A 25,742-nucleotide genomic window follows, 5' to 3' on the forward strand; every position below is an offset into this window, starting at 1 on the left:
ATTTTTAACCAAGTGTTACCATTTCAAAACGGCAAATTTCAGTAGCAAATTAAAAACTATGATTTTCTTGATTAAAATATTTCACGTGAACTTGTAAAGTTAATAAAGGTAGATAAAACATTAAACTTACTAAGTTGCAACAAAGCTCCATAAAATATCAAGAAACTCTGCATCATATATGACATGGTTTGTCAAAAAATGATTGTGTACATTGATTTTTATATAACAAGGTGAGATAAATAATGTTAATGTATATCTAGTTCAAATTGAAACAAATAACAGCTATAAACAATGAATATAAATAAAATATAGGTAACTGTTATTAGCAATATTAATAATTTAATAATTGGTCAGATCACAGATAGTTTACCTTAAAAATGTAAAAGGAGCATTATTAATGACTACATTAATAAATAAAGAGTTTGCTGAGGGTAATTTTACAAAAAAAAGATATCACCTCAAAAAAGAATCTAATATTCTGTATATTATATTATATGTTAGTTGGAAATTTGAGAAAGGATGGTCCGTCCTTTCTCCTATTAACACAGAAGAAAAATTTAAGAATGACTGGAAAAATACAATAGAATCTAACTGGTCACGTAGATTTATTATAAATATAGATGGTGAAAAACTTATTCCTATATTTAAAATTGTTGAAGCTGACCCCGACAATGAAAAAGATTGTTGGAATATTTTAGTTAAAAATACGGCTTCAGGACGCTCTTGTGTTAATTGCTTTAGTGGAAATGTAGTATTATATTCTGGAGCCTTAGATTCAAGCTCTTCTACTAAAAGCATGGCTATGAATATAGGATACAAGTTAACTTTTGGACAATGGTCAAATACTTCAGCTATAACTCATTACTCAAAAACCAAGTTACAATCCATTTTACAAATCAGTAGCGAAAATGAACTTATTCAAAAATTAAAAAATTATGTGAATAAGGGTTGTTATGAGTTTTATCCAATAACTATTTATAATAACTTAGGCTTGTATCAACGTATTAAAAAAGAGAACATTTACCCTAATATTACTTACAAAGAAGCATTAAATATACCGCCTAAAATAATAATTAAAGGCAGAAGTAATATAGAGGTCATGCATAAAGATTCTTATCAAGACTTCCCAATTGCTGTACATGAATTTGGTCATATGATCGGATTACCAGATGAGTACTTAAGTGATTCTCATATAAATAAAGATATAAAAAATATTTGTAATAAATTTAATATTGAAATTCCAAATTTCAATAGTAATAATAAAAATCTAATGTCTATGGGAGATAGGTTTCTACCTTTTTATTACTCCACAATATTATTTTCATTATATAAAATGTATCCATTGACTAAAGAAGTTAGCTTAATTCCTCTAGATGAGGAATTAAATATTACAACCATAGATAATAACTATCAAGTTATAAATATTGAAGGCTCAACTTTATTTATTAATTACAAAAAATTTAATGTCATGATAGATCCAAATAATATTATTATTGTAAATTCAAGAAATAATGTTGGTTCTTTCTTTACTTATAATACAAAAGAATTTCAACTAAAGCTTTACGTCAAAAATAATGAGGTTAAAAAAATTGTAGGACATATAGATAAATTAACTTGTCATGCCAGTAATTCTCGGATTTCTTTGACGATAGGTAACGAATTTTATGACCTAGATTCATTATCCAATGCTACACATTTTTTAGGCGCGAACCAGGCCTATAGTAGAAATGAATTTAATGTAAAAACAACGGCTCTTTTGAATAAATGGAATGAAATTAAAAATAATTATAAACATTTAAATAATAGATACCTAAAGTAACTACAACTTAATCTAAGCCTCACAGACATAGTTATAAACCTGTTTACACAGTTAATAGAAAGCCTCAAGGGACTCAAGGCTGACATAGAAAGTTTACTTGATATACTTGTTAACTAATCTAACAAAAGTCATTGGATCTTCTATCTTAGCTCCCTCTACAAACATCGCTTGAAGAAGCAGTAACTGTGACAAATCACCAAAAACCTCTGTATCAGGCTCATCTTTTAACCTTTGTACAAGATGATGCTCAGAATTTAGCTCCAAAACTGGCTTCATACCCATACCAGGCATAAATGCTTGTCCAGCTTCTTCCATCATTTTCTGCATATGTAAACTCATACCATAATCATTTACAACCACACAACTTGGAGAATCTGTCAAACGCTTAGATAAACGTACATCTTCAACCTTATCTTTTAACACTTCTTTGATATCTTTTAACACTTTTTCGAAATCTTTGGTTTCTTTTTCAAATTTTTCTTTGGTTTCTTCAGTCTCAAACTTACCTAAATCAATATCACCTTTGATAATTGATTTCATATGCTTACCATCAAATTCAGTCAAACTAGACATCATCCACTCATCTATTCTATCTGTCATTAGAAGCACTTCGATACCTTTCTTTTTAAATACTTCCAATTGAGGATTGTTTAGCGCAGCTTTATAGCTATCTGAAGTAATATAGTAAATAGTATCTTGACCTTCTTTCATACGTGAAATATAGTCGGTTAAAGATACTGTTTGTTTAGCGTCTTCACTAGCTGTAGAAGTAAATCTTAATAGACCAGCGATTTTCTCTTTATTGCTATAGTCATCCGAAACACCTTCTTTTAGCACTTGACCAAAATTATCCCAGAACTTTTGGTATTTCTCTTTATCTTTCTTAGCTAACTTACTTAACTCACTAAGAATCTTTGTAGCCGATGCTTTTTTAATTTTATCAATCACTTTATTATGTTGTAGAATTTCACGCGACACATTCAAAGGCAAATCAGCAGAGTCAACTACACCTTTAATAAATCTCAAATATGGAGGTAGTAATTCTTTGTTCTCCATAATAAACACTCTACGTACGTATAAAGATAAACCATAATCCTTATCTCTATTCCAAAAATCAAAAGATTTATTTTCTGGTATAAATAACAAGCTAGTGTATTCAAGGTTACCTTCTACCTTATTATGTGACCATATCAATGCATTAGCAAAATCATGTGAAATATACTTATAGAATTCGTTATACTCATCATCTGTAATCTCATCTTTTGATCTTAACCATATAGCTTTAGTATTATTTACAGTTTCATATTCATCTTTTATAGTTTGCTTACCATCTTTATCAAACTCAACTTTTTTCATTTGGATAGGAGTATTTATACAGTCAGAATACTTATTGACTAACCCTTTCAAAACTTGGTGCTCCAATAAGTCTTCATGCTCTTTTTTAAGGTGAAGAGTAATCTCCGTACCACGCTTTTCTTTTGTAATACTCTCTACAGTAAAACCATTTTGTGCATCAGATACCCACTTTGTTGCTTGGGATTTATCTTGTCCTGCTTTTCTAGTTCTTACAGTTACCTTATCTGCGACTATAAATGATGAATAAAACCCGACTCCAAATTGTCCTATCAGCTCATTATCTTTACTTTTATCACCAGTTAAACTTTCTAAAAACTTTTTAGTGCCTGATTTTGCTATTGTTCCTAAATTTTCGATAACTTCTTCTTCTGTCATACCAATACCATTATCACTAACAGTTATTGTCTTAGCTTTTTTATCAAAATCTATTTTTATAGCATAATCAGTATCATCTTCATTAAGTTGTGCATTTGAAATACTTTCGTATCTAAGTTTCTCAATAGCATCAGAACTATTAGAAACTAGCTCCCTTAGGAATATTTCACGATTTGAATATAGCGAATGAATAACTAAATGAAGTAACTTATCTACTTCAGTTTCAAAAGTGTATTTTTTTTCTGACATTTATATAACCCTCTTTTATTAGATTAACCTATTTACAACATGGTTAATATGAGAGTTATATATTATTTTTCAAGATTTTTTTATGATAAAAAGATAAGGAAAATATTGTTAAATTAAAAATTAGATTTATTCTTCGTCAGCTACTTCTTCAACTTGTGGTCTATCAACTAGCTCAATAAATGCCATTGGTGCTTTATCACCAAATCTATAGCCACATTTCAGAACTCTAGTATAACCACCTGCTCTTTCAGCGAAACGCACTCCAAACTCTTCAAAAAGCTTTTTTACTGCTGCTTTATTTCTCAGGAAATCAAAAGCTTGTCTTCTTAAAGCTACAGACTGTGATTTAAACTCATTAGAGTTTGTATCTAACTCATTTCTTAATTTATGTTCTCTTTTTGCTAAAGTAACTAAAGGCTCAATTATTGTTCTTAGTTCTTTAGCTTTAGGTAATGTAGTTTTGATAATCTCATGATTAATAAGAGAAGCTGACATGTTTTTGAACATTGCTTTTCTATGACTACTAGTTCTGCTAAACTTCCTACCTTGTTTATGATGTCTCATAGTAATTACTCCTTTATAGTTAATATTATTTGATTACTATATATTTATTTACCTTCAACTAATTCTCTAAAATTATCAATTACAACTCCTAGAGATAAGTTGTTATCTATAAGTATCTGCTTAATTTCATTAAGAGATTTTTTACCTAGGTTAGGTATTTTCATTAGTTGCGACTCAGAATACTGAACTAGATCTCCTAAATACTTAATATTTTCAGCCCGTAAACAATTAGATGATCTAACTGTAAGTTCTAAATCATCTATCGGCTTAAGAAGTATCGGATCAATATTAGAATCTATTAAAGCATCTCCGATCTTACTGTGATTTGGCACCTTTAAAGAGACAAATACTGACATTTGCTCACAAAAGTATTCCAATGATTTTGTAACAGCTTCTAATGGTTCTATAGTCCCATTTGTTTTTAGAAATATTTCTAATACTTCACTATCATCATTCTCAATAACTTCAAAGGCTACCTTTTTAGCTGGGTTAAAATCAGCATCTACAGCTATATCACCTACTTTCTCTAATTCAGCAGGCATCGCTGAAAGAATACCAACGTTTCTTCCCCAAACAACGCTAGCTACCAAGTTAAGTTCTCTCTTATTCGTTAAAGTTGCGATCACTTGATCTTTATTTATAATCTCAACTCCACCAGTAGCTTTAAAGTCGCCTGCTGTAACAACGCCACTTTTGTTAACTGATAGCTCTAGTTCAACATTATCAACATTTTCATCAAGCTTTACCGCTACTTTTTTTAAATTTGAAACTACTTCAACAATGTCTTCCTTAACATCATCTAATGTAGAGTATTCATGCAAAACACCTTTTATATTTACTTTAACTATAGATGCTCCAGGCAAAGATGAAAGCAGAACCCTTCTGATTGAGTTACCAAGAATATGAGCCATACCTTTTTCCACAGGAGAAAGCTGCACCTTATATCCAAAAGCACCCAATTCTTCTATAAGTCGTACACTAGGTGTAAATTCCTGTTTCAAATTATTATTACTCACTAAAAATCTCCTTGAAATAAGGCTATAATGAGCTACTAAAGTAATGAATCTTAAAAAATATAATTACTTAGAGTAAAGCTCGACAATTAATTGTTCATTTATATCTGATGATAATTCAGATCTATCTGGAGAAGTTTTTAAAGTTCCCTCTAAAGTATCAGTATTTACATCTATCCAAGAAAGTTCTTTTCTATGTTTTGCAAGCTCTACTGCGTTTTGTATTCTCAATTGTTTCTTAGATTTTTCCTTAACCGCAACAATATCACCAGCTTTAATTTGCGCAGATGGTATATTACATGTTTTACCATTTAATAATATACCTTTATGCACGACTAATTGTCTTGCTTCAGCTCTAGTCGCAGCAAATCCCATTCTATAAACTAAGTTGTCCAACCTTGACTCTAAAAGCTCTAGTAAAGTAGCACCTGTGTTACCTTTTCTTCTACTTGCTTCAACATAGTATTTCTTAAATTGACCTTCTAAAATACCATACATACGACGAACTTTTTGCTTTTCTCTTAACTGAAGACCATAGTCAGAAAGACGAGCCTTTCTAGCTCCGTGCTGACCTGGCGCTGTATTCATTTTACATTTTTCATCAATAGCTTTTACGCCACTTTTTAAAAATAAATCCGTACCTTCTCTTCTAGAAAGTTTACACTTTGGTCCTAGATATCTAGCCATTATAAAATTCCCTTTAAAATATTAAACACGACGTTTTTTAGGAGGACGACATCCATTATGAGGCAAACCAGTCACATCTGTTATACTAGTTACCTTCAAGTTCTTAGTATTCAAAGCTCTAACAGCTGAATCTCTACCTGAACCTGGTCCTTTTACTAAAACATCTACATTCTTAACACCATATTCTAAGGCCATATCAGCTGCTCTTTCTGCTGCAACCTGCGCAGCAAATGGTGTACTTTTTCTTGACCCTCTAAAGCCACTACCACCAGATGTAGCCCATGATAAAGCATTACCTTGTCTATCTGTAATAGTTACTATAGTGTTGTTAAAAGAAGAGTAAATATGAGCAACTGCATCAGTAACTACTCTTTTTACTTTTTTCTTTGTTGATCTAACAGACTTAGCCATATAATCTACCCTTTAATCGTTATAGTTATAATTGTATTATGCCTTTATAGGCTTTCTCGGACCTTTACGAGTACGAGCATTAGTCTTCGTTCTTTGCCCTCTTACAGGAAGGCTACGACGATGTCTTCTACCTCTGTAGCAACCCAAATCCATAAGTCTTTTTATATCCATAGAAACTTCACGGCGTAAATCACCTTCTACAGTAAATTTAGCAACTTCTGCTCTTAAGCTCTCAACTTGCTCTTCTGTTAAATCCTTGATTTTAACAGTTGGATTTAATTTGCAATTCTCACAAATTTTCATCGCTCTTGTTTTACCTATTCCATAAATCGAAGTTAATCCTATTACAGCGTGTTTATGAACAGGAATATTAACACCAGCTATACGAGCCATTTATTTCACTCCTAATAATTATCTTTAGTTTAGTGCTACCACAAGCAATTAGTAACTTGCTAGGATAACTTTTTAAAAACAAATAATCAAGCTTTATTTATATAAGCTTGGTACCTTAACCTTGTCTTTGCTTGTGCCTAGGATCAGTACATATAACGCGAACAACTCTATTACGTTTTATAACCTTACAATTCCTACACATTTTTTTAACTGAAGCTCTAACTTTCATTATATTTCTCCAAAAATTTCTCTACTTTCTCTTACTGCTGAGATTTGCTTTTTTTAATAAAGAATCATACTGAGTTGACATCATATGTGATCTCACTTGAGCCATGAAATCCATCATAACCACTACCACAATTAGCAACGAAGTACCACCAAATGTAAATGACAATCCCTGTGCAAAAAATTTAACTACAAATATAGGCAATAAACATATTGCTGTAATATACAACGATCCTACCAAAGTTAGCCTTGTCATAACTGCATCTATATATTTAGCAGTTTGCTCACCAGGTCTAACACCAGAAATGTAAGCTCCTGACTTTTTCAGGTTATCAGCTGTTTCTTTCGGATTGAATACTAAAGAAGTATAAAAGAAACAGAAAAATATAATAGTTACTGCAAATACTATAGTGTAAACTATACTACCGGGCTGAAGTATTTCTGAAACATCAGCCAACCAACCTAATGAACTATAGTTAGATAACCAACCAAATAATACACCTGGTACCATAAGTATCGAAGATGCAAATATCGCTGGAATCACCCCTGCCATATTAAGTTTTAGTGGTAAATGGCTAGTTTGAGCAGCATACATTTTTCTACCTTGCTGTCTTTTAGCGTAATTTACAGTTATTTTTCTTTGAGCACTTTCCATAAACACTACAAAAGCAATCACTAGTAGTAGTAAAATAAGTAGTACCCAAACTGATAAATAAGTTATACTAGAACCTGGCGCATTTGCTTGTGAAATAGTATTTAAAATTTCAGCGGGAAGGTTAGCTACAATACCAGAGAAAATTAATAATGAAATACCATTACCAACTCCTCTTTCTGTAATTTGCTCACCTAGCCACATCAAAAACATACTACCTGTAGTCACCGAAACGATAGTTGTCAAATAAAACAAAACTGTATTATTTGTTGTTACTAAACCCTCTTGGTGTAACACAAAAGCAACTATACCTAAAGATTGCACCAACGCTAAAGCAAGAGTTAAATATCTAGTATATTGAGTTATTTTTTTCTGGCCAGATTCACCTTCTTTTTTTAACTCTATAAACTTAGGATAAACTGCTGACAACATTTGAAAAATTATAGATGCTGAGATATAAGGCATTACACCTAGAGCAAATATACTCATCTGAGTAAGAGCACCGCCAGAAAACATATTAAACATACTCATCAAACCACTAGTTGATGAGCGTTGATTAGAAATAATATCTACCAATTTTGCTGGATCTATGTTCGGAATAGGAATATAAACTCCTAACCTAAACACGATAATAGCCATCACAACAAAGATCAAACGAGATTTTAATTCACCTGTACCTGAAGCACTATTAAACTTTGACATATTTTTGTTTCTTACTCTACTTTACCGCCAGCTTTTTCGATAGCTTCTTTTGCACCTTTAGTGCAAGCCACTCCTTTTAGATTAATAGCTTTTTGAATCTCTCCACTGGCTATAACCTTAGCTGTTTTTATATCTTTTCTAACAAGACCAAAGTCTTTCAGGACATCCAAAGTAATCTCATCTACTGCAATATTATTTAATTCATGCAATCTGATTTCAGCAATATATCTCTTAGTTGGAGAAGTAAAACCAAACTTTGGTAGTCTTCTTTGCAAAGGCATTTGTCCGCCTTCAAAACCTACTTTATGATAGCCACCTGAACGCGCTTTTTGTCCTTTATGACCTTTACCAGAAGTTTTCCCCAGTCCACTTCCAATACCACGACCTAGTCTCTTAGGAGCACTTTTTGAGCCAACAGCAGGAGCAATTGTATTTAATTTCATCTTATACTACCCCTCTACTTTAACCATATAATATATTTTATTAGCCATACCTCTATTCTCAACAGTGTCAAGAACTTCTACTGTATGGCGTATCTTTCTTAACCCCAAACCTCTAGCGCATGCTATATGGTTTTGCTTACGGCCAATAAGACTTTTTACTAAAGTAACCTTGAATGTTTTAGCTTGAGTCATTTTAAATTACTCCTGAATCTCTTCAACAGAAAGGCCTCTTTTCTCAGCGATCTCTTCTGGTGATTTAATTTTTGCCAAACCAGCGATAGTAGCTCTAACAACGTTTGCTGGATTAGTTGAACCATAAGTCTTTGCTAAAACGTTATGCACACCTACTGCTTCAAAAACTGCACGCATAGCACCACCAGCAATAATACCTGTACCTGCTGAAGCAGGTTGCATAAACACCTTAGATGCTCCATGATTCGACATCACTGGATACCATAACGTATCATTATTTAAATTGACTGATACCATGTTTCTTTTAGCGCTTTCCATAGCTTTTTGGATAGCTATAGGCACTTCTCTTGATTTACCCCTACCTATTCCAATCTTGCCTTTGCCATCACCCACAACTGTCAAGGCAGCAAAGCTCATAATTCTACCACCTTTTACTGTCTTAGAGTGCCTTTTAACACTAACCAACTTTTCAATCAGTTCTTCATTTTTTTTCACTTCATTAGACATAATGAATAATCATCCATATTTTATTTATTAAAACTGTAGACCATGTTCTCTAGCAGCATCTGCTAAAGCCTTAACACGTCCATGATATTTATATCCTGATCTATCAAAAGCAACTTTTTCTATACCTTTTTCTTTACATCTATTAGCGATCTCTTCACCAATAATTACAGCAGATGCAACATTTCCAGTATATTTACATTTTGCTTTTATATCTTTTTCTACAGTAGATGCAGCAGCTAACACAGTAGAACCATCACTAGAAATAACTTGAGCGTAAATGTGCTTAGGTGTTCTAAAAACACAAAGCCTAGTATGCCCTAATTCTCTTAGCTTGATTCTAGTACGCTTACTACGATTCAAACGAGCAGTTTTCTTATCCATAATAATATTATCCTTTACTACTACTTCTTCTTAGCTTCTTTCTTAACTACAAATTCGCCTTCATAGCGGACACCTTTGCCTTTATAAGGCTCAGGCTTCCTATAATCTCTAATTTCAGCAGCTACTTTACCCAAAAGTTCTTTATCAGCACCTTTTAAAACTATCTCTGTAGGAGCTGGAGTTTCCGCTACTATCCCCTCAGGCAGCTGATAAACAACTGGATGTGAAAAACCTAAAGTTAGATTTAATTCACTGCCTTGAGCCTTAGCACGGTAACCAACACCTATAATTTTCAACTTTCTTTCAAATCCTTTTGTTACACCCTCAACCATATTACTTAATATAGCTCTAGCTGTACCAGATTGAGCAATAGCGTTTTTGCTACTACTTGAAGGTTTGATATTAGCAACGTTGTCAGCGATATCAAAATTCACATCAGTAGAGAATTTTTTTGTCAAAGTTGCTTTAGCGCTTTTAACCTGCACCTCATTACCAGCAGCCACACTTATGGTAACTCCACTTGGTATAATGACAGGTTTTTTACCTATTCTTGACATTATTATATTCCTCCAACATTAAGCCACGTAGCCAATAATTTCACCACCAATACCAAGGGCTCTAGCCTCTCTATCACTCACCAAACCTTTTGAAGTAGAAACGATAGCAACACCAAAACCACCATACACTTTAGGTAACTCTGCATGTGACTTATATATTCTTAAGCTTGGCCTAGAAACTCTTTTGATCATCTCAATCACAGGAGTACCAGCATGATATTTAAGCTCAATATTTATAGAAGGATGACCCTTTGCTGTTGTTGCTTTTGAACATTGTGCAACATAACCTTCTTTTACCAAAAAGTTTGCTATTTCCATTTTCATTTTTGAAAAAGGAATAGAAACGGTTTCTTTATGTGCCGAAAGACCATTTCTAATTCTTGTAAACATATCCGCTATAGGATCTTGCATACTCATAATCTAAATTCCTTATTACCAACTAGCTTTTTTCAGACCAGGAACATCACCTGCCATTGCATACTCTCTTAGTTTATTACGGCATAAACCAAATTTTCTATAAACAGCGTGAGGTCTACCTGTAACCTTACATCTTCTTTGAACCCTAGAAGCTGAAGAATTTACTGGTAATTTTTGCAGCTTAATTTGAGCTTCCCATTTTTGCTCTTCAGTAGAGTTTATATCGAGAATAATAGCTTTAAGCTCAGCTCTTTTTTGAGCATATTTAGCTACTAACTTTTCTCTCTTTAACTCTCTCTGAATCATAGATTTTTTTGCCATTTAAAACCTCAATTTAATTATGATTTAAAAGGAAAACCAAAAGCTCTTAGCAAAGCTCTTCCTTGGTCATCATTTTTAGCAGTAGTCGTTATTGAAATATCTAAACCTCTAATGATATCAATTTTATCGTAATCAATTTCTGGGAAAGAGATTTGTTCTCTCATACCCAAACTATAATTACCTCTACCATCAAAAGACTTAGGACTTAACCCCCTAAAATCTCTAATTCTAGGGACAGCAATTGTTATAAGCCTATCTAAGAACTCATACATACGCTCGCCTCGTAACGTAACTTTACAGCCTATTGGCCAACCATCACGTATTTTAAAACCAGCGATAGATTTTTTAGACTTAGTAACAACTGGCTTTTGCCCAGCTATTGCTGTCAAATCGTTTAGAGCAAAAGTCATAATTTTTTTATCTTTTGCTGCATCACCAACACCCATATTAAGAGTAATTTTCTCAATACGAGGCACTTCCATTATATTATCCAATTTAAGCTCATTTTTTAACTTAGCAACAAGCTCTTTTTGATAATGATCTTTTAATCTTGCCATAAAACTTATTCCTATAAGTCTACAAGCTCGCCATTAGACTTAAAGTAGCGAACCTTTTTCTCATCAACAAATTTATAACCCACTCTATCAGCTTTCTGTGTAGCTGGGTTAAAAATAGCAACATTCGACGCATCTATAGGAAGCTCTTTTTCAACAACTCCACCTTCGATACCTCTATTTGGATTTGGCTTAACGTGCTTTTTAACAACATTTACGCCCTCTACCAAAACCAAAGAACCACCTTTAGCGAATGACTTAACTACGCCTCTGCGACCCTTGTCTTTCCCGGCAATGACTATTATGTCATCACCTTTTTTTAATCTATTCATTACCTACACCTCAATAAATAATTATAGTACTTCTGGTGCTAAAGATACAATCTTCATAAACTTTTCAGAACGAAGTTCCCTTGTAACTGGGCCAAAGATACGCGTGCCAATTGGCTGACCATTAGCATTTAATAGTACAGCTGCATTATTATCAAAACGAATCAGAGAACCATCTTTTCTGCGTACACCTTTAGCAGTCCTAACAACCACAGCGTTATACACATTTCCTTTTTTAGCCTTACCTTTTGGAGAAGCTTCTTTCACCGTAACCTTGATAACATCACCTATAGATGCATACCTACGATGAGAGCCTCCCAACACCTTTATACACTCAACTCTCTTAGCGCCACTATTATCAGCAACTTGGAGCTCTGTCTGCATTTGAATCATACAAATAACCCTTATTTATTATTATATAAAGACTGCAGTGACTTTTTGCAGCCCAATAAATATATCAATAAACAAAAATAAAATCAAATTTATTATTTTTCTCTACGAATAATATCTACTAAACACCATTTCTTAGTTTTTGAATAAGGCCTAGTTTCCTTAAACCTAATAACATCACCTTTTTTACATTCATTTTTTTCATCATGAATATAATATTTAGTAGTTTTTTTCACAAACTTACCAAGCACAGGGAATTTAACATATCTTTCAGCTTTTACAACTACTGTTTTATCCATACCATCGCTAGAGACTTTACCCTCTAGTAGTCTAACCTTATCACTCATCTTATAGACACCTATCTACTCTTTTCTGATATTATTGTATTTATACGAGCAATATCTTTTTTTGCACTTTTAAATAAGTGATTTTTCTTTAATTGCCCTGTACCATTTTGCATACGAAGCGAGAATAACTGTTGTAACAACTCGATTTTAGCTTCTTGCAACTGGTCAATACTTTTACCTCTATAATCTTTTAAAGTATCTTTTCTCTTCATTACATCACCTGCTTTTCAACAAAAGTTGTCGACACTGGCAACTTAGCAGCCGCTCTTTCAAAAGCTTCACGAGCCAACTCTTCTTTAACACCAGTAATCTCATATAGCACACGCCCTGGTTGAATTTGAGCAACCCAATACTCAACTGAACCTTTACCTTTACCCATACGAACTTCCAAAGGCTTTTGTGTAATAGGCTTATCTGGAAAAATTCTTATCCAAACCTTACCACCACGCTTAATATGACGATTGATTGCTCTTCGTCCCGCCTCTATTTGTCTAGCAGTAATTCTACCTCTAGATGTTGCCTGAAGACCAAACTCACCAAAGCTTACTTTATTGCCTTTATGAGCCAAGCCTCTATTACGCATCTTTTGCTGTTTACGAAACTTTGTACGCTTAGGCTGTAGCATTATCTAGCTCCTTTTTTATTATTTTTCTTCTCAGCCAATTGACCCGGAAGAATTTCTCCTTTATAGATCCAAGCTTTAACACCAATAACACCATAAGTTGTTAAAGCTTCAGCTGTAGCATAATCAACATCTGCTCTAAAAGTCTGTAGCGGAACCCTACCATCTCTAGCCCATTCAGAACGAGCTATTTCAGCACCACCTAAACGACCACTTACCATAATTTTGATTCCTTTAGCTCCTGACTTCATAGCAGCTTGCATAGCTTTTTTCATAGCTCTTCTGAACATCACTCTTTTTTCTAATTGTTGAGCAACACTTTCAGCCACTAACTTAGCCTCTAATTCTGGCTTACGAATCTCTTCTATGTTAATTTGTACAGGAATACCCATTAACTTATGCACTTCTGCACGTAATTTTTCAACATCCTCGCCTTTTTTACCAATCACAATCCCAGGTCTTGCTGTATGAATTGTGATTTTAGCATTTTGAGCAGGTCTCTCTATTTGGATTTTACTTACTGCTGCAGACGCCAGCTTCTTATGTAAGAACTCTCTTACCTTAATGTCTTCATTAAGCTTTGTAGCGTAGCTAGAGGAGTCTGCATACCAAGTTGAACGCCAGTCTCTTATATAACCCAAACGAATTCCATTAGGATTTACTTTTTGACCCATTATTACTACACCTCTTAATTTTTCTCAGCAACTTTCACAGTAATATGTGAAGTTCTTTTTAAAATACGATTACCCCTACCTTTAGCTCTTGCTTCAAAACGCTTCATAGTAGGGCCTTCATCTACAAATACAGTTGAGACATATAAAGAGTCAATATCCATACCGTCATTATGCTCAGCATTAGCGATTGCAGAGTTTAAAACTTCTTTTATTAAAACCGCTGCTTTTTTATTACTAAAAGACAAAATATTAAGAGCTCTTTCTACTGGCAATCCTCTAACTTGATCAGCAACCAATCTGCATTTTTGAGCCGAGATTCTTGCAAATTTTAATTTAGCTTGTACTTCCATGTATATAACCCCAACTATTTCTTCTTAGCTTTTTTATCAGCCGCATGGCCACGATAGTTACGAGTTATAGCAAACTCTCCTAACTTATGACCCACCATCTCTTCTGTCATAAGAATTGGCACATGTTGCTGACCGTTATGTACAGCCATGGTTAAACCTATCATATCTGGCACGATCATTGATCTTCTTGACCAAGTTTTGATCGGCTTTTTAGAATTACTTTCTTGCGCTTCAAAAACCTTTTTTAGCAGATGATGATCTACAAAAGGTCCTTTTTTTAACGAACGAGGCACACCCTTCTCCCTAATTACTTACGTTTTTGAACAATTAATTTATTAGAGCGCTTATTTTTACGCGTCTTATAACCTTTTGTAGGTACGCCCCAAGGTGTAACAGGATGTCTACCACCTGAAGTACGACCCTCTCCACCACCATGTGGGTGATCTACCGGGTTCATAGCCACACCTCTAACAGTAGGCCTAATTCCTCTCCAACGCTTAGCACCAGCCTTACCTAGAGATTTTAGGTTATGTTCAGAGTTAGATACAACACCAATAACAGCTCTACAATCTAAAAGCACCCTTCTCATCTCACCTGATCTTAAACGAATAATTGCATATGCATTATCCTTACCAACAAGCTGAGCAAAAGTCCCTGCGCTTCTAATCATCTGAGCACCTTTCTTAGGCTTCATTTCTAGATTATGAATTACTGTACCTAAAGGGATATTTCTAAGTGGCATGCAATTACCAACAGCTACATCAACTTTCTCACCAGAAATTATTGACATGTCTTTACTTAGACCCTTAGGTGCGATCACATATCTTCTCTCACCATCAGCATATAAAACTAAAGCAATATTTGCACTACGGTTAGGATCGTATTCAATCCTTTCAACCTTAGCTACAATATCATCTTTATTTCTTTTAAAGTCAACTATACGATAGTGCTGCTTATGACCACCGCCTTGATGACGTACTGTTATTCTACCAGTATTATTTCTACCAGCATTTTTTTTCTTTACTTCTACCAAACCTTTGAATGGCTTACCTGTATGTAATTCTGTATTTTTTACGCTCACTACGTGACGACGGCCAGGTGAAGTAGGTTTAGCTTTTTTTATTTCAATCATGACTTACAAACCTTCTTAAAATTACTCTGCACCAACAAAATTGATATCATGCCCTTCAGCAAGCTTCACATAAGCTTTCTTCCAAGCTTTTGTTTTACCCTCAATACGGCCAAATTTTCGTGCTTTACCCTTCACATTAAGGATATTAACTGATTCAACCTTAACTTCAAATAGCTGCTCAATTGCATCTTTAACATCATACTTGTTAGCGAACCTAGCAACCTCAAACACAACTGTAGAATTAGCATCCGATAAACCATAAGTTTTGTCAGAAACATGAGGTCTTATAACAGTTTTTAATATTTTTTCTTGAGAACTCATACTAATTTCTCCTCTATTTCTTTTATTGCCTTTTTAGTAACAACTACATTTTCAAAGCACACCAAAGAAACTGGGTTAATATCTACAGAATCACACACAGCCACATTCTTAAGGTTTCTTGAAGAAAGGTATAAGTTCTCATCAAACTCCTCAACGCCAACCACAAAAAGCACATCCTTAAGACCCAAAGTATCAACCATAGCCTTAAATTCTTTTGTTTTTGGAGTTTCTAACTTCATTTCTTCAACAACAATCATTCTACCTGATCTTAGCAACTCAGATAAGATTGATTTAACTGCTCCAGCATACATCTTACGATTAACTTTTTGTTTATAACTTTTAGGTTTAGCGGCAAATGTAACTCCACCCTTTCTAAAGATAGGAGAGCGGATGGTCCCAGCTCTAGCCCTACCAGTACCTTTTTGTCTCCAAGGCTTTGCTCCACCACCAGAAACTTCTGATCTGGTTTTCTGAGCTTTTGTACCTTGACGAGCACCTGCCATATAGGCAACAACAACCTGGTGAATTAAAGACTCGTTATAGTCGATTGCAAAAACATTATCTGCAACATCAACGGAACTAGCCTCTTTACCAGTTAATGATTTAATATTTAAGTCCACAATAACTCTCCGGTATTTTAATATTTAATCTACTAACTCTTTACTGCTGAAGAAACTATAACATCTCCACCAACCGCTCCTGGAATACCACCTTTTAAAAGGAGTAAACCATTTTCTGCATCTACCCTTACAACTTCAAGTGACTGGATAGTAACATTCTCATTACCCATATGCCCAGCCATTTTCTTGTTCTTAAAAACTCGGCCTGGAGTTTGGTTCTGACCAGTAGAACCATGCACCCTATGAGATAAAGAGTTACCGTGAGTAGCATCTTGCGTACTAAAATTATGGCGCTTTACAGCGCCTGCAAAACCTTTACCTTTAGATACACCTCTTACATCAACTTTTTGACCAGCCTCAAACACTGTAGCGTCAAAAGATGAACCAACTTGATACTTATCATCACCTTCGATTGTAAATTCCCACAAACCTCTCCCTGGCTCTACACCAGCTTTAGCGTAGTGCCCAGACATAGGCCTATTTACATTAGAACGTTTTTTAAAGCCAGTAGTTACCTGAATAGCATTATAACCATCCTTCTCAACAGTTTTAACTTGCGTAACCATATTTGGCTCCACATGGATAACTGTTACAGGTATAGAAACACCATCTTCAGTAAAAATACGAGTCATACCACATTTGCGACCAACTAATTCTAAAGACATTATTTAATCCTCTATTATTATTATATTAACTCCGTGATTGCGATTGACCACAGAGACCTAATAGCTACTTTTTGGAATTTCTGAAATTATATTCAAAAAAGTAACGTATATATTAGCTTAAACTGATCTGAACATCAACACCTGATGCTAAATCTAATTTCATAAGAGCATCCACAGTCTTATCTGTAGGCTCTACGATATCAATCAATCTCTTATGAGTTCTTATCTCATACTGATCTCTTGCTTTTTTATTTACGTGAGGAGAAATCAAAATTGTAAATCTTTCCTTACGAACTGGTAAAGGGATAGGTCCCTTAACTTGTGCCCCTGTTTTTTTAGCAGTATCAACTATTTCTTGCGTAGAAACATCAATAAGCTTATGATCAAAGGCTTTCAATCTAATTCTAATACGTTGATTATTTATAGCCATTTTTTATTTCCTTTTAATTATGAGTTACGAGATTTTATAATTTCAACAGCGATATTATTTGGCACTTCCGCGTACTTTTTAAATTCCATAGAGAAAGAGGCTCTACCTTGACTCATAGAGCGTACGTTAGTTGCATAACCAAACATCTCCGCAAGAGGAACTAAAGCACTAACCACTCTACCACTTGGATTTTCATCCATACCTTCAATAATACCCCTTCTTCTATTTAAATCACCCATAACATCACCAAGATAATCCTCTGGAGTTACAACCTCAACCTTCATGATAGGCTCTAAAATACAAGCGTTAGCTTTTTTAGCACCTTCTTTGAGAGCCATAGAACCAGCAATCTTAAATGCCATTTCAGATGAGTCAACATCATGATATGAACCATCAAACAGTGTAGCTTTAACACCTATCATAGGGTAGCCAGCTAAAACACCATTTGACAATTGCTCTTCGATACCCTTAGATACAGAACCTATATACTCTTTAGGAACTACACCACCAACGATAGCATCAACGAACTCATAAACTTTATCTTCACCATTCTCATCCTGGCCAGATAATGGTTCAAATTTCACATATACATGACCATATTGACCACGACCACCCGACTGGCGAACAAATTTAGATTCTTGCTCAACAGTTGATCTAATAGTTTCTCTGTATGCAACTTGTGGATTACCGACATTTGCTTCTACTTTAAACTCACGTCTCATACGATCAACAATAATATCTAAGTGAAGCTCGCCCATTCCAGAAATAATTGTCTGACCGCTTTCTTCATCAGTTTTAACTCTAAATGAAGGATCTTCCGCAGCCAATTTACCTAAAGCAATACCCATCTTCTCTTGATCTGCTTTTGTCTTAGGCTCAACAGCAACAGAAATAACTGGCTCAGGGAACTCCATTCTCTCAAGAACCACTACTTTATCAAGATCACACAATGTATCACCAGTAGTTACATCTTTAAGACCAATACAGGCAGCAATATCACCAGCTCTAACTTCTTTAATCTCTTCACGCTTATTAGCATGCATCTGAACTATACGTCCTACACGCTCTTTCCTACTCTTAACAGGGTTATAAACCGCATCACCAGACTTAAGAACACCAGAATAAACACGTATAAATGTAAGGTTACCAACAAATGGATCAGTAGCTAATTTAAACGCCAATGCCGCAAAAGGCTCATCATCAGAAGATTTTCTTGCTGCCGGCTGACCATCTTCAGTTTCACATTTAATAGCAGGAACTTGGTTAGGTGCCGGCAAATAACGCACAACACCATCAAGAACAGCTTGAACACCCTTATTTTTAAATGCCGAGCCACAAAAAGCTAATACAATTTCGTTAGAAATCACACGTTTACGCAAACCTTCATGGATTTCTTCTTCAGTAAGCTCGCTCTCTTCCAAGTACTTTTCCATAAGCTCTTCCGAAGCTTCAGCAGCAGCCTCTACCATTTCCATACGAAGCTCTTCTGCTCTATCTTGAAGTTCTGCGGGAATATCAACAAGCTCATAAGTAAGACCCATGTCTTCTTCATTCCACATAATAGCTTTCATTCTAACAAGGTCTATTACGCCCTTAAAATCTTCCTCAGCACCTATATTTAGCTGTACAGGAACAACTTTTGCTTTTAATCTAGTTCTAATCTGAGCACAAACTCTTTCAAAGTCAGCTCCAGATCTATCCATTTTATTAACAAATACTATTCTAGGAACACCATACTTATTTGCTTGACGCCATACAGTTTCTGATTGAGGCTCAACACCTGAAGAACCACAAAAAACAACTACAGCGCCATCAAGAACACGTAAAGAACGCTCTACTTCAATTGTAAAATCAACGTGGCCTGGAGTATCAATAATATTTATACGATGCTCATCAAATTGTTGATCCATACCTTTCCAAAATGTAGTAGTCGCAGCTGAAGTAATTGTAATACCTCTTTCTTGCTCCTGCTCCATCCAGTCCATTGTAGCAGCACCATCATGTACCTCACCTATCTTATGAGATAAACCTGTATAAAAAAGGATACGCTCAGTAGTAGTAGTTTTACCTGCATCAACATGAGCACAGATACCAATATTTCTATATTTCTCTAAAGCAGTTTTACGAGACACTATCTTTCTCCTTAATTACCATCTAAAGTGAGCAAATGCTTTGTTAGCTTCTGCCATCTTATGAGTATCCTCTCTTTTCTTGACAGCAGCACCCCTGCCCTCTAAAGCCTCTAGGATTTCAGCAGCAATTCTATCACCCATAGTACTCTCTTTTCTCTTACGAGCAGCTTCTATAATCCATCTCATCCCTAAAGTTTGGCGACGCTCTGGTCTAACCTCGACAGGAACTTGATAAGTAGCACCCCCAACACGGCGAGATTTAACCTCAACCATAGGACTAACACCTTCTAAAGCCTGCTCAAAAGCTTCAACCTCACTGACTGAAGCATTTTTTGCTTTAATCTTATCAAATGCGCCATATACAATTTTTTCTGCAATAGATTTTTTACCATCTAACATTATATGGTTAACAAATTTAGTAACAACCTGACTCTTATATTTAGGATCAGGTAAAATATCTCTTTTAGGAGCTCTATTTCTTCTAGACATTAATACACCTTTTTAAATTAAAGTTAAAACACAAACTAAGATTTAGGACGCTTTGTACCATACTTAGAACGGCCATGCTTACGATTATTAACACCTGAAGTGTCTAAAGCACCCCTAACAATATGGTAACGAACACCTGGCAAGTCTTTAACCCTACCACCTCTGATTAGCACTACACTGTGCTCCTGTAGGTTGTGACCTTCACCACCAATGTAACTTGTTACCTCAAAACCACTCGTTAATCTCACACGAGCAACTTTTCTAAGTGCTGAGTTAGGCTTCTTAGGAGTTGTAGTATAAACCCTTGTACACACACCCCTTCTTTGAGGACAAGCCTTCAACGCAGGAACCTTAGATTTAACAACCGATCTCTTGCGAGGGTTGTTCACCAACTGATTTATAGTTGCCATTAGTTATTATTCTCCGTTTTTTATTATCAGTTTTAAATTTTATGTAAATTCTTAATCCCACTTTTACACAAAAATGGCATTAGACGACAATAATAACAAAAAAACAAATAAAATAAAAGAAAAATCCTACTCTTTTGCAGTACCAAAAACTGACTTAAAAGCCAGATATAAATAGTTACACATAGAATAAATTGTCAGAATAACTGCTATGTATAACATTAAAAACCCCAAAAATATAAACCAGGTATTAAAACTTGCATAATCCACTGGGTAGTCAAAATTTATAGCAGGCTTGATAAGGAAAATGAATAAGGCTGCCATTTGTGCCGTGGTTTTAACTTTGCCCCAACATCCAACCTTAACGACACTACGCTGGCCTAATTCTGCCATCCACTCACGCAAAGCTGAAACAACTATCTCTCTACATATCATTATAATAGCAGGAATAGTCGCCCACCAATAAGGGTACATCTCAATAAATAAACATAATGCTGTAGCAACAATTAACTTATCTGCAACTGGATCAAGAAATGCCCCTAACTTACTAGTTTGCTGCCACCTACGTGCTAAATACCCATCCAACCAATCAGTAGCTGCTCCAAACAAAAATAAAGTTGCTGTAATACCATGATGGTGAGGAAATTCAAAGTAATAGCAAATTACTATAAAAGGTATTAAAACTAAACGTCCAAAAGTTAAGATGTTAGGAATATTAAAAAACATATCTATACTCCCGTATGACCAAAGCCACCATCTGCCCTACTTGTCACATTAGAGAACTCTTCAACTAGTTCAAATCTTGCCTGCACAACTGGCACTATAACAAGCTGAGCAAACCTCATTAGGGGCTCAATCTCTATAGTTTCTTGGGACCTATTAAAACAAGAAACCTTTAGCTCACCCTGATAATCGGAATCTATAAGTCCCGTCCCATTACCCAAAACCAGCCCCTTTTTATGACCCAATCCAGATCTAGGAAGGATTAAGGCCGCATAGTTAGGGTTTGCTATATTTATCGCCACACCCGTACCTATAAGCTTACACTCACCAGACTTTAGGAAAACTTTTTCTTTAACACAGGCGCTCAAATCCACTGCTGCTGAACCTTCCGTTCCATACGCCGGCATCTCTTTTATATTTTCTTTATCCAAAATTTTAATCTGTATTTTCATAACAAAAGCACCTTATATAACAAAAACCCCAACCAAATAACCTAACAACACAAATAATGGCAGCGCTGGCATATAACCATCTAATCTATCAAGTATTCCCCCATGTCCTGGCAAAATGTTACCACTATCTTTTACACCAGCAATACGCTTCATCATACTTTCAAAGACATCGCCTATGACAGATACTGCAGCAACAACAGCTAAAACCACAACCATAAATAAATACTGCACAACGCTCAAATCCATAAAGAACAAAAATACTACCGCAACAACGATTGCACCTATAAGCCCCCCCAATAAACCTTCTATCGTTTTATTTGGACTTAAGCGTGGTAACATCTTTTTCTTACCAATAGCTTTACCAGTAAAATAAGCCACACTATCAGCCGCAGCAATTACCAGTATAAACATAAATATCCAAGCCACACCATTACTATGCAACACGTACAAACTTGCACAAAAAGGAGAAACAACAAAAAGTCCCATAAAAAGCATCTGGTTAGTAGTTAGAGTATCTATTTTTTGTCTTTCATACTGATTTAACTTAAATATTGCATATAGCCAAAACAATGGAAATAAAAATTGCAAATATACAAAGAAACTAGAAACCAAAAACGTTGTCGCAGAAAACACTATTAAATTTCTCACCATATCATCTTCTGGGGTTTTTGCAAGCTTCAGCCATTCATAGGCTGCCAGTATAGACACCAAAAAAACTCCCACACCAAATAAATAATCCGATGCGCAAAGTAAAAAACCAAACACAATCGTAACCAATACTATACCTGTTAATATCCTCTCTTTCATACTATCCTCCTATCTATAAAAAAACTTTAAATATGCTCTAAACTCTTGCCAAATCTTCGCTGACGGGAATGAAAATAATCTACCGCTTGTTGCATTTCCTTTTTGGAAAAATCTGGCCACATCACATCCGTAAAATACATTTCAGCATATGCTAATTGCCACAACATAAAATCACTAAGTCTAACCTCTCCACTGGTGCGAATAAGCAAATCTATAGGAAGCGTTCCGCCAATTAAGTATTTTTCAAAAGAATTGCTATCTAGATCATCTGGAGATAAACCACTTAAAACCACATCTTTAGCAAAAGCTTTTGCTGCATTTACAATATCCCAACTGCCTGAGTAATCAATAGCTATCCTAAGTTCTAGACCTGTATTGCCTTTGGTTAGATCCTCACTTTGAACTATCTTTTCCAGCAATTTTTTAGATAATCTTGATCTATCACCAACCACTTTAAGGACAATGTTATTTTTATCAAGCTTTGGAGCTTTATCTTTCAGTGTTTTATAAAAAAGATCCATCAAATCTGAAACCTCTTGAGGCGGTCTAGACCAATTATCGCGACCAAAAGCAAATAAGGTAAGCACTTGTATAGAATTCTCAGCACAATACTCTATCGCAGCATCAACACTTGCTATTGAACTCTTATGACCAAAAACCCTTGGCTTAAGCTTTTTTCTTGCCCACCTACCATTACCGTCCATAATTATGGCAACATGTTTTAGAGCGCTATTCTCAGCCAAAGTCATAAATATATTTTGTTAACCTGATGTATTGATTAAATAATAAGAAAGAACAGTTGCAAATACAAGCTTTATTCAGGAATTAAGAATTTAAAGAGACATTAAGTCTTGTTCTTTTTTAGCTGCCATAGCGTCAGCTTGAGCTACCATTTTATCAGTAAGCTTCTGGATACTATCTTCTGCTCTTTTAGCTTCATCTTCTGTAATTTGCTTTTCTTTAAGCAGCTCTTTGATATCGCCGTTAGCGTCACGACGAATATTTCTAATAGAAATTCTGCCGTTTTCTGTCTCTGATTTAACAAGCTTAACAAGCTCTTTTCTTCTTTCTTCATTTAACGCAGGCATAGGGATTCTAAGATTATCACCTAAATTAGCTGGGTTAAGCCCAAGATCAGAAGTCAAAATAGCTTTTTCAATTTTAGAAGCCAATCCTTTTTCCCAAGGTGCAATCCCCAACGTTCTGGCATCTAAAACAGTTATATTAGCAGCCTGTGAAATTGGTGTTTCAACACCATAGTAATCTATAGTGATATGAGCCAAAATGTCAGGATGTGCTCTTCCTGTTCTAATTTTTGCTAAATCATCCGCTAAAACATCTAGTGATTTAGTCATTCTAGCTTCTGCATCCCTTATAACGTCATTTATCATAAAATTTTCCTTAATTTAAAGTTACCCAAGTACCATACTTAGAATCAGTTACAGCATCAAGTAAAGCATATGGCTGACCTAAGTCAAATACGTAAATAGGTATATTAAAATCTCTACACTGAGTAAAAGCTCCTAAATCCATTACACACAACTCCTCACGCACAACCTCTTCAAAGCTAACTCTCTCAAAACGTTTAGCATTTGGATGCTTATTTGGGTCTTTATCATAAATACCATCAACTGTAGTGGCCTTAAGTAATGCATCTGCATTTATCTCAATAGCTCTAAGGCTAGCTGAACTATCTGTAGTAACAAAAGGGTTGCCAGTTCCACCAGCAAATATAACTACTTTACCAGCATCTAATGCTTGATTATACTCATGTGCACTAGCAACCTTAAGTAGCCCATCAATACCTCTTGCAGAGAAAACATCAACGTCTAAACCCTCTGACATAAGCATATCTCGTAATGCTAAAGCATTTATCATAGTTGCTATCATACCCATAGAATCAGCCGTGGTTCTTCTAATTTTATCACCAAAGTTAGCTCTACCACCGCGTAAGATATTACCCCCTCCGACAACTATAGCTAACCCAACGCCTAGCTGGGTAAGAATTTTAATCTGATTTAAAATATGCTGTGCAGCTTCAACGCTTATACCAAAACTATGATCTGTAGATAAAGACTCTCCACTAAGTTTGAGCAAAATGCGCTTAAACTTCGGAGTTATTTTAGAATATTCTGACGAATCGCTAGACATAAAAATTAACCTTTGATTTGGTTCATTACCTCTGTTGCGAAATCTTCTTCTTTTTTCTCGATACCTTCGCCAACGTCTAAACGAATAAAGCCAAGTACTCTTGCACCCTTATCTTTAACTAGTTTTTCAACCTTGATACTAGGATCCTTCACGAAAGCTTGACCTAAAAGAGCAACCTCATCTAAGAATTTACGAATTCTTCCTTCGATCATTTTTTCAATGATCTCCATAGGCTTACCACTTTCTTTTGCTTGAGCCGTGAAAATTTCTTTTTCTTTAGCCACAACATCAGCAGGAACTTCATCACCTGAAACAACCATAGGGTTTACAGCAGCAACATGCATAGCTATATCTTTAGCAAGCTCTTCATCACCACCTTCTAGAGCAACTACAACACCTATTTTACCACTATGAACATATGATCCTAATGTAGGAGCCTCTATAGTTTTTACTCTACGAACTTGAATATTTTCACCAATTTTTGCAATTAGTGATTTTCTTGCTTCTTCTACTGTTTCTTTATGTACGGAAAGCTTAGCAGTTAAAACTTCTTCTATATTCTGCGCGTTTGCAGTATGAGCAGCCTTAACAGCTTCTTTAGCAAAAGTTTTAAAACTTTCATCTCTAGCAACAAAGTCAGTTTCTGAATTAATCTCAAGTAGTATTGCTTTACCATCAGCAGCATAAGCTTCTATAACACCTTCAGCAGCAATACGAGACGCCTTCTTATCAGCTTTTGCCTGACCAGAAATTCTCATTTCTTCAGCAGCTTTTTCAATATCACCATTTGTAGCAACAAGAGCTTTTTTACACTCCATCATGCCTGCACCAGTTCTTTCTCTAAGTTCCTTTACTAATTTAGCAGAAATATTTGACATTGCTT

Annotated in this window: 40 protein-coding genes; 1 reads left to right on the forward strand and 39 read right to left on the reverse strand. The window is 35.0% G+C overall.

Features of this window, described 5'->3' with window-relative positions; genetic code table 11:
* Positions 1 to 397 precede the first annotated feature (397 nt).
* Positions 398 to 1,819 carry a hypothetical protein gene (locus tag FRA_RS07010; protein ID WP_035720250.1) on the forward strand — a complete coding sequence of 474 codons (1,422 nt, stop codon included), beginning with the start codon at positions 398 to 400 and terminating at the stop codon, positions 1,817 to 1,819.
* A gap of 93 nt (positions 1,820 to 1,912) precedes the next feature.
* Here FRA_RS07010 and htpG read toward each other — a convergent pair whose 3' ends face one another.
* The 39 genes from htpG to tsf all read right to left on the reverse strand — a co-directional run bounded on the left by htpG (position 1,913) and on the right by tsf (position 25,737).
* A complete protein-coding gene (gene htpG / locus FRA_RS07015) occupies positions 1,913 to 3,799 on the reverse strand; it encodes a molecular chaperone HtpG (RefSeq protein ID WP_035720251.1) in 1,887 nt (628 codons plus the stop codon).
* Between the two features lie 126 nt (positions 3,800 to 3,925).
* A complete protein-coding gene (gene rplQ, locus FRA_RS07020) occupies positions 3,926 to 4,363 on the reverse strand; it encodes a 50S ribosomal protein L17 (protein WP_035720254.1) in 438 nt (145 codons plus the stop codon).
* Positions 4,364 to 4,407: 44 nt separating this feature from the next.
* Positions 4,408 to 5,379, reverse strand: a complete 972-nt coding sequence (locus FRA_RS07025; protein ID WP_035720256.1) for a DNA-directed RNA polymerase subunit alpha — start codon at positions 5,377 to 5,379, stop codon at positions 4,408 to 4,410.
* Between the two features lie 63 nt (positions 5,380 to 5,442).
* Positions 5,443 to 6,063 (reverse strand): 30S ribosomal protein S4, encoded by a 621-nt coding sequence (gene rpsD, locus FRA_RS07030; protein WP_035720258.1) that lies wholly within the window; start codon positions 6,061 to 6,063, stop codon positions 5,443 to 5,445.
* 21 nt (positions 6,064 to 6,084) lie between these two features.
* Positions 6,085 to 6,474, reverse strand: coding sequence for a 30S ribosomal protein S11 (gene rpsK, locus FRA_RS07035; RefSeq protein WP_035720259.1), 390 nt, complete (start codon positions 6,472 to 6,474; stop codon positions 6,085 to 6,087).
* Between the two features lie 36 nt (positions 6,475 to 6,510).
* Positions 6,511 to 6,867 carry a 30S ribosomal protein S13 gene (rpsM, locus tag FRA_RS07040; protein WP_035720260.1) on the reverse strand — a complete coding sequence of 119 codons (357 nt, stop codon included), beginning with the start codon at positions 6,865 to 6,867 and terminating at the stop codon, positions 6,511 to 6,513.
* 115 nt (positions 6,868 to 6,982) lie between these two features.
* Positions 6,983 to 7,096: a 50S ribosomal protein L36 gene (rpmJ, locus tag FRA_RS07045; RefSeq protein ID WP_003017816.1), complete on the reverse strand. Its 114-nt coding sequence runs from the start codon at positions 7,094 to 7,096 to the stop codon at positions 6,983 to 6,985.
* Positions 7,097 to 7,117: 21 nt separating this feature from the next.
* On the reverse strand, positions 7,118 to 8,446 hold the full coding sequence (gene secY / locus FRA_RS07050; protein WP_035720262.1) for a preprotein translocase subunit SecY: 1,329 nt from the start codon (positions 8,444 to 8,446) through the stop codon (positions 7,118 to 7,120).
* 11 nt (positions 8,447 to 8,457) lie between these two features.
* Positions 8,458 to 8,889: a 50S ribosomal protein L15 gene (gene rplO, locus FRA_RS07055; RefSeq protein WP_035720263.1), complete on the reverse strand. Its 432-nt coding sequence runs from the start codon at positions 8,887 to 8,889 to the stop codon at positions 8,458 to 8,460.
* A 6-nt stretch (positions 8,890 to 8,895) separates the two neighbouring features.
* Positions 8,896 to 9,081, reverse strand: coding sequence for a 50S ribosomal protein L30 (gene rpmD / locus FRA_RS07060; protein ID WP_035720264.1), 186 nt, complete (start codon positions 9,079 to 9,081; stop codon positions 8,896 to 8,898).
* Positions 9,082 to 9,087: 6 nt separating this feature from the next.
* Complete coding sequence (gene rpsE, locus FRA_RS07065; RefSeq protein ID WP_035720265.1) at positions 9,088 to 9,588, reverse strand: 30S ribosomal protein S5; 501 nt, start codon at positions 9,586 to 9,588, stop codon at positions 9,088 to 9,090.
* A gap of 27 nt (positions 9,589 to 9,615) precedes the next feature.
* The gene (rplR, locus tag FRA_RS07070; RefSeq protein ID WP_035720267.1) at positions 9,616 to 9,969 is read right to left on the reverse strand and encodes a 50S ribosomal protein L18; all 354 of its coding nucleotides are present in this window, start codon (positions 9,967 to 9,969) and stop codon (positions 9,616 to 9,618) included.
* A gap of 20 nt (positions 9,970 to 9,989) precedes the next feature.
* On the reverse strand, positions 9,990 to 10,526 hold the full coding sequence (rplF, locus tag FRA_RS07075) for a 50S ribosomal protein L6 (RefSeq protein ID WP_035720269.1): 537 nt from the start codon (positions 10,524 to 10,526) through the stop codon (positions 9,990 to 9,992).
* A gap of 18 nt (positions 10,527 to 10,544) precedes the next feature.
* Entirely contained in the window at positions 10,545 to 10,943 is a 399-nt protein-coding gene (gene rpsH, locus FRA_RS07080) for a 30S ribosomal protein S8 (RefSeq protein WP_035720271.1), read from the reverse strand.
* Between the two features lie 15 nt (positions 10,944 to 10,958).
* Entirely contained in the window at positions 10,959 to 11,264 is a 306-nt protein-coding gene (gene rpsN, locus FRA_RS07085; RefSeq protein WP_035720277.1) for a 30S ribosomal protein S14, read from the reverse strand.
* Between the two features lie 17 nt (positions 11,265 to 11,281).
* The gene (gene rplE / locus FRA_RS07090; RefSeq protein WP_035720279.1) at positions 11,282 to 11,821 is read right to left on the reverse strand and encodes a 50S ribosomal protein L5; all 540 of its coding nucleotides are present in this window, start codon (positions 11,819 to 11,821) and stop codon (positions 11,282 to 11,284) included.
* An 11-nt stretch (positions 11,822 to 11,832) separates the two neighbouring features.
* Complete coding sequence (gene rplX, locus FRA_RS07095) at positions 11,833 to 12,150, reverse strand: 50S ribosomal protein L24 (protein ID WP_035720281.1); 318 nt, start codon at positions 12,148 to 12,150, stop codon at positions 11,833 to 11,835.
* A gap of 21 nt (positions 12,151 to 12,171) precedes the next feature.
* On the reverse strand, positions 12,172 to 12,540 hold the full coding sequence (gene rplN / locus FRA_RS07100) for a 50S ribosomal protein L14 (RefSeq protein ID WP_035720283.1): 369 nt from the start codon (positions 12,538 to 12,540) through the stop codon (positions 12,172 to 12,174).
* 92 nt (positions 12,541 to 12,632) lie between these two features.
* Entirely contained in the window at positions 12,633 to 12,884 is a 252-nt protein-coding gene (gene rpsQ / locus FRA_RS07105) for a 30S ribosomal protein S17 (RefSeq protein ID WP_035720285.1), read from the reverse strand.
* 11 nt (positions 12,885 to 12,895) lie between these two features.
* Positions 12,896 to 13,096, reverse strand: a complete 201-nt coding sequence (gene rpmC / locus FRA_RS07110) for a 50S ribosomal protein L29 (RefSeq protein ID WP_035720287.1) — start codon at positions 13,094 to 13,096, stop codon at positions 12,896 to 12,898.
* On the reverse strand, positions 13,096 to 13,509 hold the full coding sequence (gene rplP / locus FRA_RS07115; RefSeq protein ID WP_035720289.1) for a 50S ribosomal protein L16: 414 nt from the start codon (positions 13,507 to 13,509) through the stop codon (positions 13,096 to 13,098). The genes rpmC and rplP overlap by 1 nt, the downstream gene beginning before the upstream one ends.
* Positions 13,509 to 14,180, reverse strand: coding sequence for a 30S ribosomal protein S3 (gene rpsC / locus FRA_RS07120; RefSeq protein ID WP_035720291.1), 672 nt, complete (start codon positions 14,178 to 14,180; stop codon positions 13,509 to 13,511). The genes rplP and rpsC overlap by 1 nt, the downstream gene beginning before the upstream one ends.
* Positions 14,181 to 14,194: 14 nt before the next feature.
* Complete coding sequence (gene rplV / locus FRA_RS07125; RefSeq protein WP_035720293.1) at positions 14,195 to 14,530, reverse strand: 50S ribosomal protein L22; 336 nt, start codon at positions 14,528 to 14,530, stop codon at positions 14,195 to 14,197.
* A gap of 14 nt (positions 14,531 to 14,544) precedes the next feature.
* Positions 14,545 to 14,823 (reverse strand): 30S ribosomal protein S19, encoded by a 279-nt coding sequence (gene rpsS / locus FRA_RS07130; RefSeq protein ID WP_035720295.1) that lies wholly within the window; start codon positions 14,821 to 14,823, stop codon positions 14,545 to 14,547.
* Between the two features lie 14 nt (positions 14,824 to 14,837).
* Entirely contained in the window at positions 14,838 to 15,662 is an 825-nt protein-coding gene (gene rplB / locus FRA_RS07135) for a 50S ribosomal protein L2 (protein ID WP_035720297.1), read from the reverse strand.
* A gap of 21 nt (positions 15,663 to 15,683) precedes the next feature.
* On the reverse strand, positions 15,684 to 15,983 hold the full coding sequence (gene rplW, locus FRA_RS07140; RefSeq protein ID WP_035720298.1) for a 50S ribosomal protein L23: 300 nt from the start codon (positions 15,981 to 15,983) through the stop codon (positions 15,684 to 15,686).
* Positions 15,980 to 16,603, reverse strand: coding sequence for a 50S ribosomal protein L4 (rplD, locus tag FRA_RS07145; RefSeq protein WP_035720299.1), 624 nt, complete (start codon positions 16,601 to 16,603; stop codon positions 15,980 to 15,982). The genes rplW and rplD overlap by 4 nt, the downstream gene beginning before the upstream one ends.
* A gap of 32 nt (positions 16,604 to 16,635) precedes the next feature.
* Entirely contained in the window at positions 16,636 to 17,268 is a 633-nt protein-coding gene (rplC, locus tag FRA_RS07150) for a 50S ribosomal protein L3 (protein WP_035720301.1), read from the reverse strand.
* 112 nt (positions 17,269 to 17,380) lie between these two features.
* Positions 17,381 to 17,698 (reverse strand): 30S ribosomal protein S10, encoded by a 318-nt coding sequence (rpsJ, locus tag FRA_RS07155; RefSeq protein WP_096334699.1) that lies wholly within the window; start codon positions 17,696 to 17,698, stop codon positions 17,381 to 17,383.
* A 17-nt stretch (positions 17,699 to 17,715) separates the two neighbouring features.
* Positions 17,716 to 19,830: an elongation factor G gene (gene fusA, locus FRA_RS07160; RefSeq protein WP_035720302.1), complete on the reverse strand. Its 2,115-nt coding sequence runs from the start codon at positions 19,828 to 19,830 to the stop codon at positions 17,716 to 17,718.
* 15 nt (positions 19,831 to 19,845) lie between these two features.
* Positions 19,846 to 20,319 carry a 30S ribosomal protein S7 gene (gene rpsG / locus FRA_RS07165; protein WP_035720303.1) on the reverse strand — a complete coding sequence of 158 codons (474 nt, stop codon included), beginning with the start codon at positions 20,317 to 20,319 and terminating at the stop codon, positions 19,846 to 19,848.
* 35 nt (positions 20,320 to 20,354) lie between these two features.
* Positions 20,355 to 20,729, reverse strand: coding sequence for a 30S ribosomal protein S12 (gene rpsL / locus FRA_RS07170; RefSeq protein ID WP_003035357.1), 375 nt, complete (start codon positions 20,727 to 20,729; stop codon positions 20,355 to 20,357).
* A gap of 126 nt (positions 20,730 to 20,855) precedes the next feature.
* Positions 20,856 to 21,452 (reverse strand): CDP-diacylglycerol--glycerol-3-phosphate 3-phosphatidyltransferase, encoded by a 597-nt coding sequence (pgsA, locus tag FRA_RS07175; protein ID WP_035720304.1) that lies wholly within the window; start codon positions 21,450 to 21,452, stop codon positions 20,856 to 20,858.
* 2 nt (positions 21,453 to 21,454) lie between these two features.
* Positions 21,455 to 21,901, reverse strand: coding sequence for a dUTP diphosphatase (dut, locus tag FRA_RS07180; protein WP_035720305.1), 447 nt, complete (start codon positions 21,899 to 21,901; stop codon positions 21,455 to 21,457).
* Positions 21,902 to 21,913: 12 nt separating this feature from the next.
* Positions 21,914 to 22,708, reverse strand: a complete 795-nt coding sequence (locus FRA_RS07185) for a phosphatidate cytidylyltransferase (RefSeq protein WP_035720306.1) — start codon at positions 22,706 to 22,708, stop codon at positions 21,914 to 21,916.
* Positions 22,709 to 22,734: 26 nt separating this feature from the next.
* On the reverse strand, positions 22,735 to 23,457 hold the full coding sequence (gene uppS / locus FRA_RS07190) for a polyprenyl diphosphate synthase (RefSeq protein WP_035720307.1): 723 nt from the start codon (positions 23,455 to 23,457) through the stop codon (positions 22,735 to 22,737).
* A gap of 84 nt (positions 23,458 to 23,541) precedes the next feature.
* Positions 23,542 to 24,099 (reverse strand): ribosome recycling factor, encoded by a 558-nt coding sequence (gene frr, locus FRA_RS07195; RefSeq protein WP_035720308.1) that lies wholly within the window; start codon positions 24,097 to 24,099, stop codon positions 23,542 to 23,544.
* A 10-nt stretch (positions 24,100 to 24,109) separates the two neighbouring features.
* Positions 24,110 to 24,859, reverse strand: a complete 750-nt coding sequence (gene pyrH / locus FRA_RS07200) for a UMP kinase (RefSeq protein WP_035720310.1) — start codon at positions 24,857 to 24,859, stop codon at positions 24,110 to 24,112.
* A 5-nt stretch (positions 24,860 to 24,864) separates the two neighbouring features.
* Positions 24,865 to 25,737 carry a translation elongation factor Ts gene (gene tsf / locus FRA_RS07205; protein ID WP_035720311.1) on the reverse strand — a complete coding sequence of 291 codons (873 nt, stop codon included), beginning with the start codon at positions 25,735 to 25,737 and terminating at the stop codon, positions 24,865 to 24,867.
* Between the last annotated feature and the right edge of the window lie 5 nt (positions 25,738 to 25,742).

Source organism: Allofrancisella heilbronnii (assembly GCF_000710735.2).
Lineage (GTDB): Bacteria > Pseudomonadota > Gammaproteobacteria > Francisellales > Francisellaceae > Francisella > Francisella frigidaquae.

Bases quoted from the DNA above. Each gene is read 5' to 3' on its own strand.
- FRA_RS07010 (WP_035720250.1), top strand. From the start codon at position 398: ATGACTACATTAATAAATAAAGAGTTTGCTGAGGGTAATTTTACAAAA.
- htpG (WP_035720251.1), bottom strand. From the start codon at position 3,799: ATGTCAGAAAAAAAATACACTTTTGAAACTGAAGTAGATAAGTTACTT.
- rplQ (WP_035720254.1), bottom strand. From the start codon at position 4,363: ATGAGACATCATAAACAAGGTAGGAAGTTTAGCAGAACTAGTAGTCAT.
- rpsD (WP_035720258.1), bottom strand. From the start codon at position 6,063: ATGGCTAGATATCTAGGACCAAAGTGTAAACTTTCTAGAAGAGAAGGT.
- rpsK (WP_035720259.1), bottom strand. From the start codon at position 6,474: ATGGCTAAGTCTGTTAGATCAACAAAGAAAAAAGTAAAAAGAGTAGTT.
- rpsM (WP_035720260.1), bottom strand. From the start codon at position 6,867: ATGGCTCGTATAGCTGGTGTTAATATTCCTGTTCATAAACACGCTGTA.
- rpmJ (WP_003017816.1), bottom strand. From the start codon at position 7,096: ATGAAAGTTAGAGCTTCAGTTAAAAAAATGTGTAGGAATTGTAAGGTT.
- secY (WP_035720262.1), bottom strand. From the start codon at position 8,446: ATGTCAAAGTTTAATAGTGCTTCAGGTACAGGTGAATTAAAATCTCGT.
- rplO (WP_035720263.1), bottom strand. From the start codon at position 8,889: ATGAAATTAAATACAATTGCTCCTGCTGTTGGCTCAAAAAGTGCTCCT.
- rpmD (WP_035720264.1), bottom strand. From the start codon at position 9,081: ATGACTCAAGCTAAAACATTCAAGGTTACTTTAGTAAAAAGTCTTATT.
- rpsE (WP_035720265.1), bottom strand. From the start codon at position 9,588: ATGTCTAATGAAGTGAAAAAAAATGAAGAACTGATTGAAAAGTTGGTT.
- rplR (WP_035720267.1), bottom strand. From the start codon at position 9,969: ATGGATAAGAAAACTGCTCGTTTGAATCGTAGTAAGCGTACTAGAATC.
- rplF (WP_035720269.1), bottom strand. From the start codon at position 10,526: ATGTCAAGAATAGGTAAAAAACCTGTCATTATACCAAGTGGAGTTACC.
- rpsH (WP_035720271.1), bottom strand. From the start codon at position 10,943: ATGAGTATGCAAGATCCTATAGCGGATATGTTTACAAGAATTAGAAAT.
- rpsN (WP_035720277.1), bottom strand. From the start codon at position 11,264: ATGGCAAAAAAATCTATGATTCAGAGAGAGTTAAAGAGAGAAAAGTTA.
- rplE (WP_035720279.1), bottom strand. From the start codon at position 11,821: ATGGCAAGATTAAAAGATCATTATCAAAAAGAGCTTGTTGCTAAGTTA.
- rplX (WP_035720281.1), bottom strand. From the start codon at position 12,150: ATGAATAGATTAAAAAAAGGTGATGACATAATAGTCATTGCCGGGAAA.
- rplN (WP_035720283.1), bottom strand. From the start codon at position 12,540: ATGATTCAAATGCAGACAGAGCTCCAAGTTGCTGATAATAGTGGCGCT.
- rpsQ (WP_035720285.1), bottom strand. From the start codon at position 12,884: ATGAGTGATAAGGTTAGACTACTAGAGGGTAAAGTCTCTAGCGATGGT.
- rpmC (WP_035720287.1), bottom strand. From the start codon at position 13,096: ATGAAGAGAAAAGATACTTTAAAAGATTATAGAGGTAAAAGTATTGAC.
- rplP (WP_035720289.1), bottom strand. From the start codon at position 13,509: ATGCTACAGCCTAAGCGTACAAAGTTTCGTAAACAGCAAAAGATGCGT.
- rpsC (WP_035720291.1), bottom strand. From the start codon at position 14,180: ATGGGTCAAAAAGTAAATCCTAATGGAATTCGTTTGGGTTATATAAGA.
- rplV (WP_035720293.1), bottom strand. From the start codon at position 14,530: ATGGAAGTACAAGCTAAATTAAAATTTGCAAGAATCTCGGCTCAAAAA.
- rplB (WP_035720297.1), bottom strand. From the start codon at position 15,662: ATGATTGAAATAAAAAAAGCTAAACCTACTTCACCTGGCCGTCGTCAC.
- rplW (WP_035720298.1), bottom strand. From the start codon at position 15,983: ATGAGTTCTCAAGAAAAAATATTAAAAACTGTTATAAGACCTCATGTT.
- rplC (WP_035720301.1), bottom strand. From the start codon at position 17,268: ATGTCTTTAGAATTAGTTGGTCGCAAATGTGGTATGACTCGTATTTTT.
- rpsJ (WP_096334699.1), bottom strand. From the start codon at position 17,698: ATGGCTATAAATAATCAACGTATTAGAATTAGATTGAAAGCCTTTGAT.
- rpsG (WP_035720303.1), bottom strand. From the start codon at position 20,319: ATGTCTAGAAGAAATAGAGCTCCTAAAAGAGATATTTTACCTGATCCT.
- rpsL (WP_003035357.1), bottom strand. From the start codon at position 20,729: ATGGCAACTATAAATCAGTTGGTGAACAACCCTCGCAAGAGATCGGTT.
- pgsA (WP_035720304.1), bottom strand. From the start codon at position 21,452: ATGTTTTTTAATATTCCTAACATCTTAACTTTTGGACGTTTAGTTTTA.
- dut (WP_035720305.1), bottom strand. From the start codon at position 21,901: ATGAAAATACAGATTAAAATTTTGGATAAAGAAAATATAAAAGAGATG.
- FRA_RS07185 (WP_035720306.1), bottom strand. From the start codon at position 22,708: ATGAAAGAGAGGATATTAACAGGTATAGTATTGGTTACGATTGTGTTT.
- uppS (WP_035720307.1), bottom strand. From the start codon at position 23,457: ATGACTTTGGCTGAGAATAGCGCTCTAAAACATGTTGCCATAATTATG.
- frr (WP_035720308.1), bottom strand. From the start codon at position 24,099: ATGATAAATGACGTTATAAGGGATGCAGAAGCTAGAATGACTAAATCA.
- pyrH (WP_035720310.1), bottom strand. From the start codon at position 24,859: ATGTCTAGCGATTCGTCAGAATATTCTAAAATAACTCCGAAGTTTAAG.
- tsf (WP_035720311.1), bottom strand. From the start codon at position 25,737: ATGTCAAATATTTCTGCTAAATTAGTAAAGGAACTTAGAGAAAGAACT.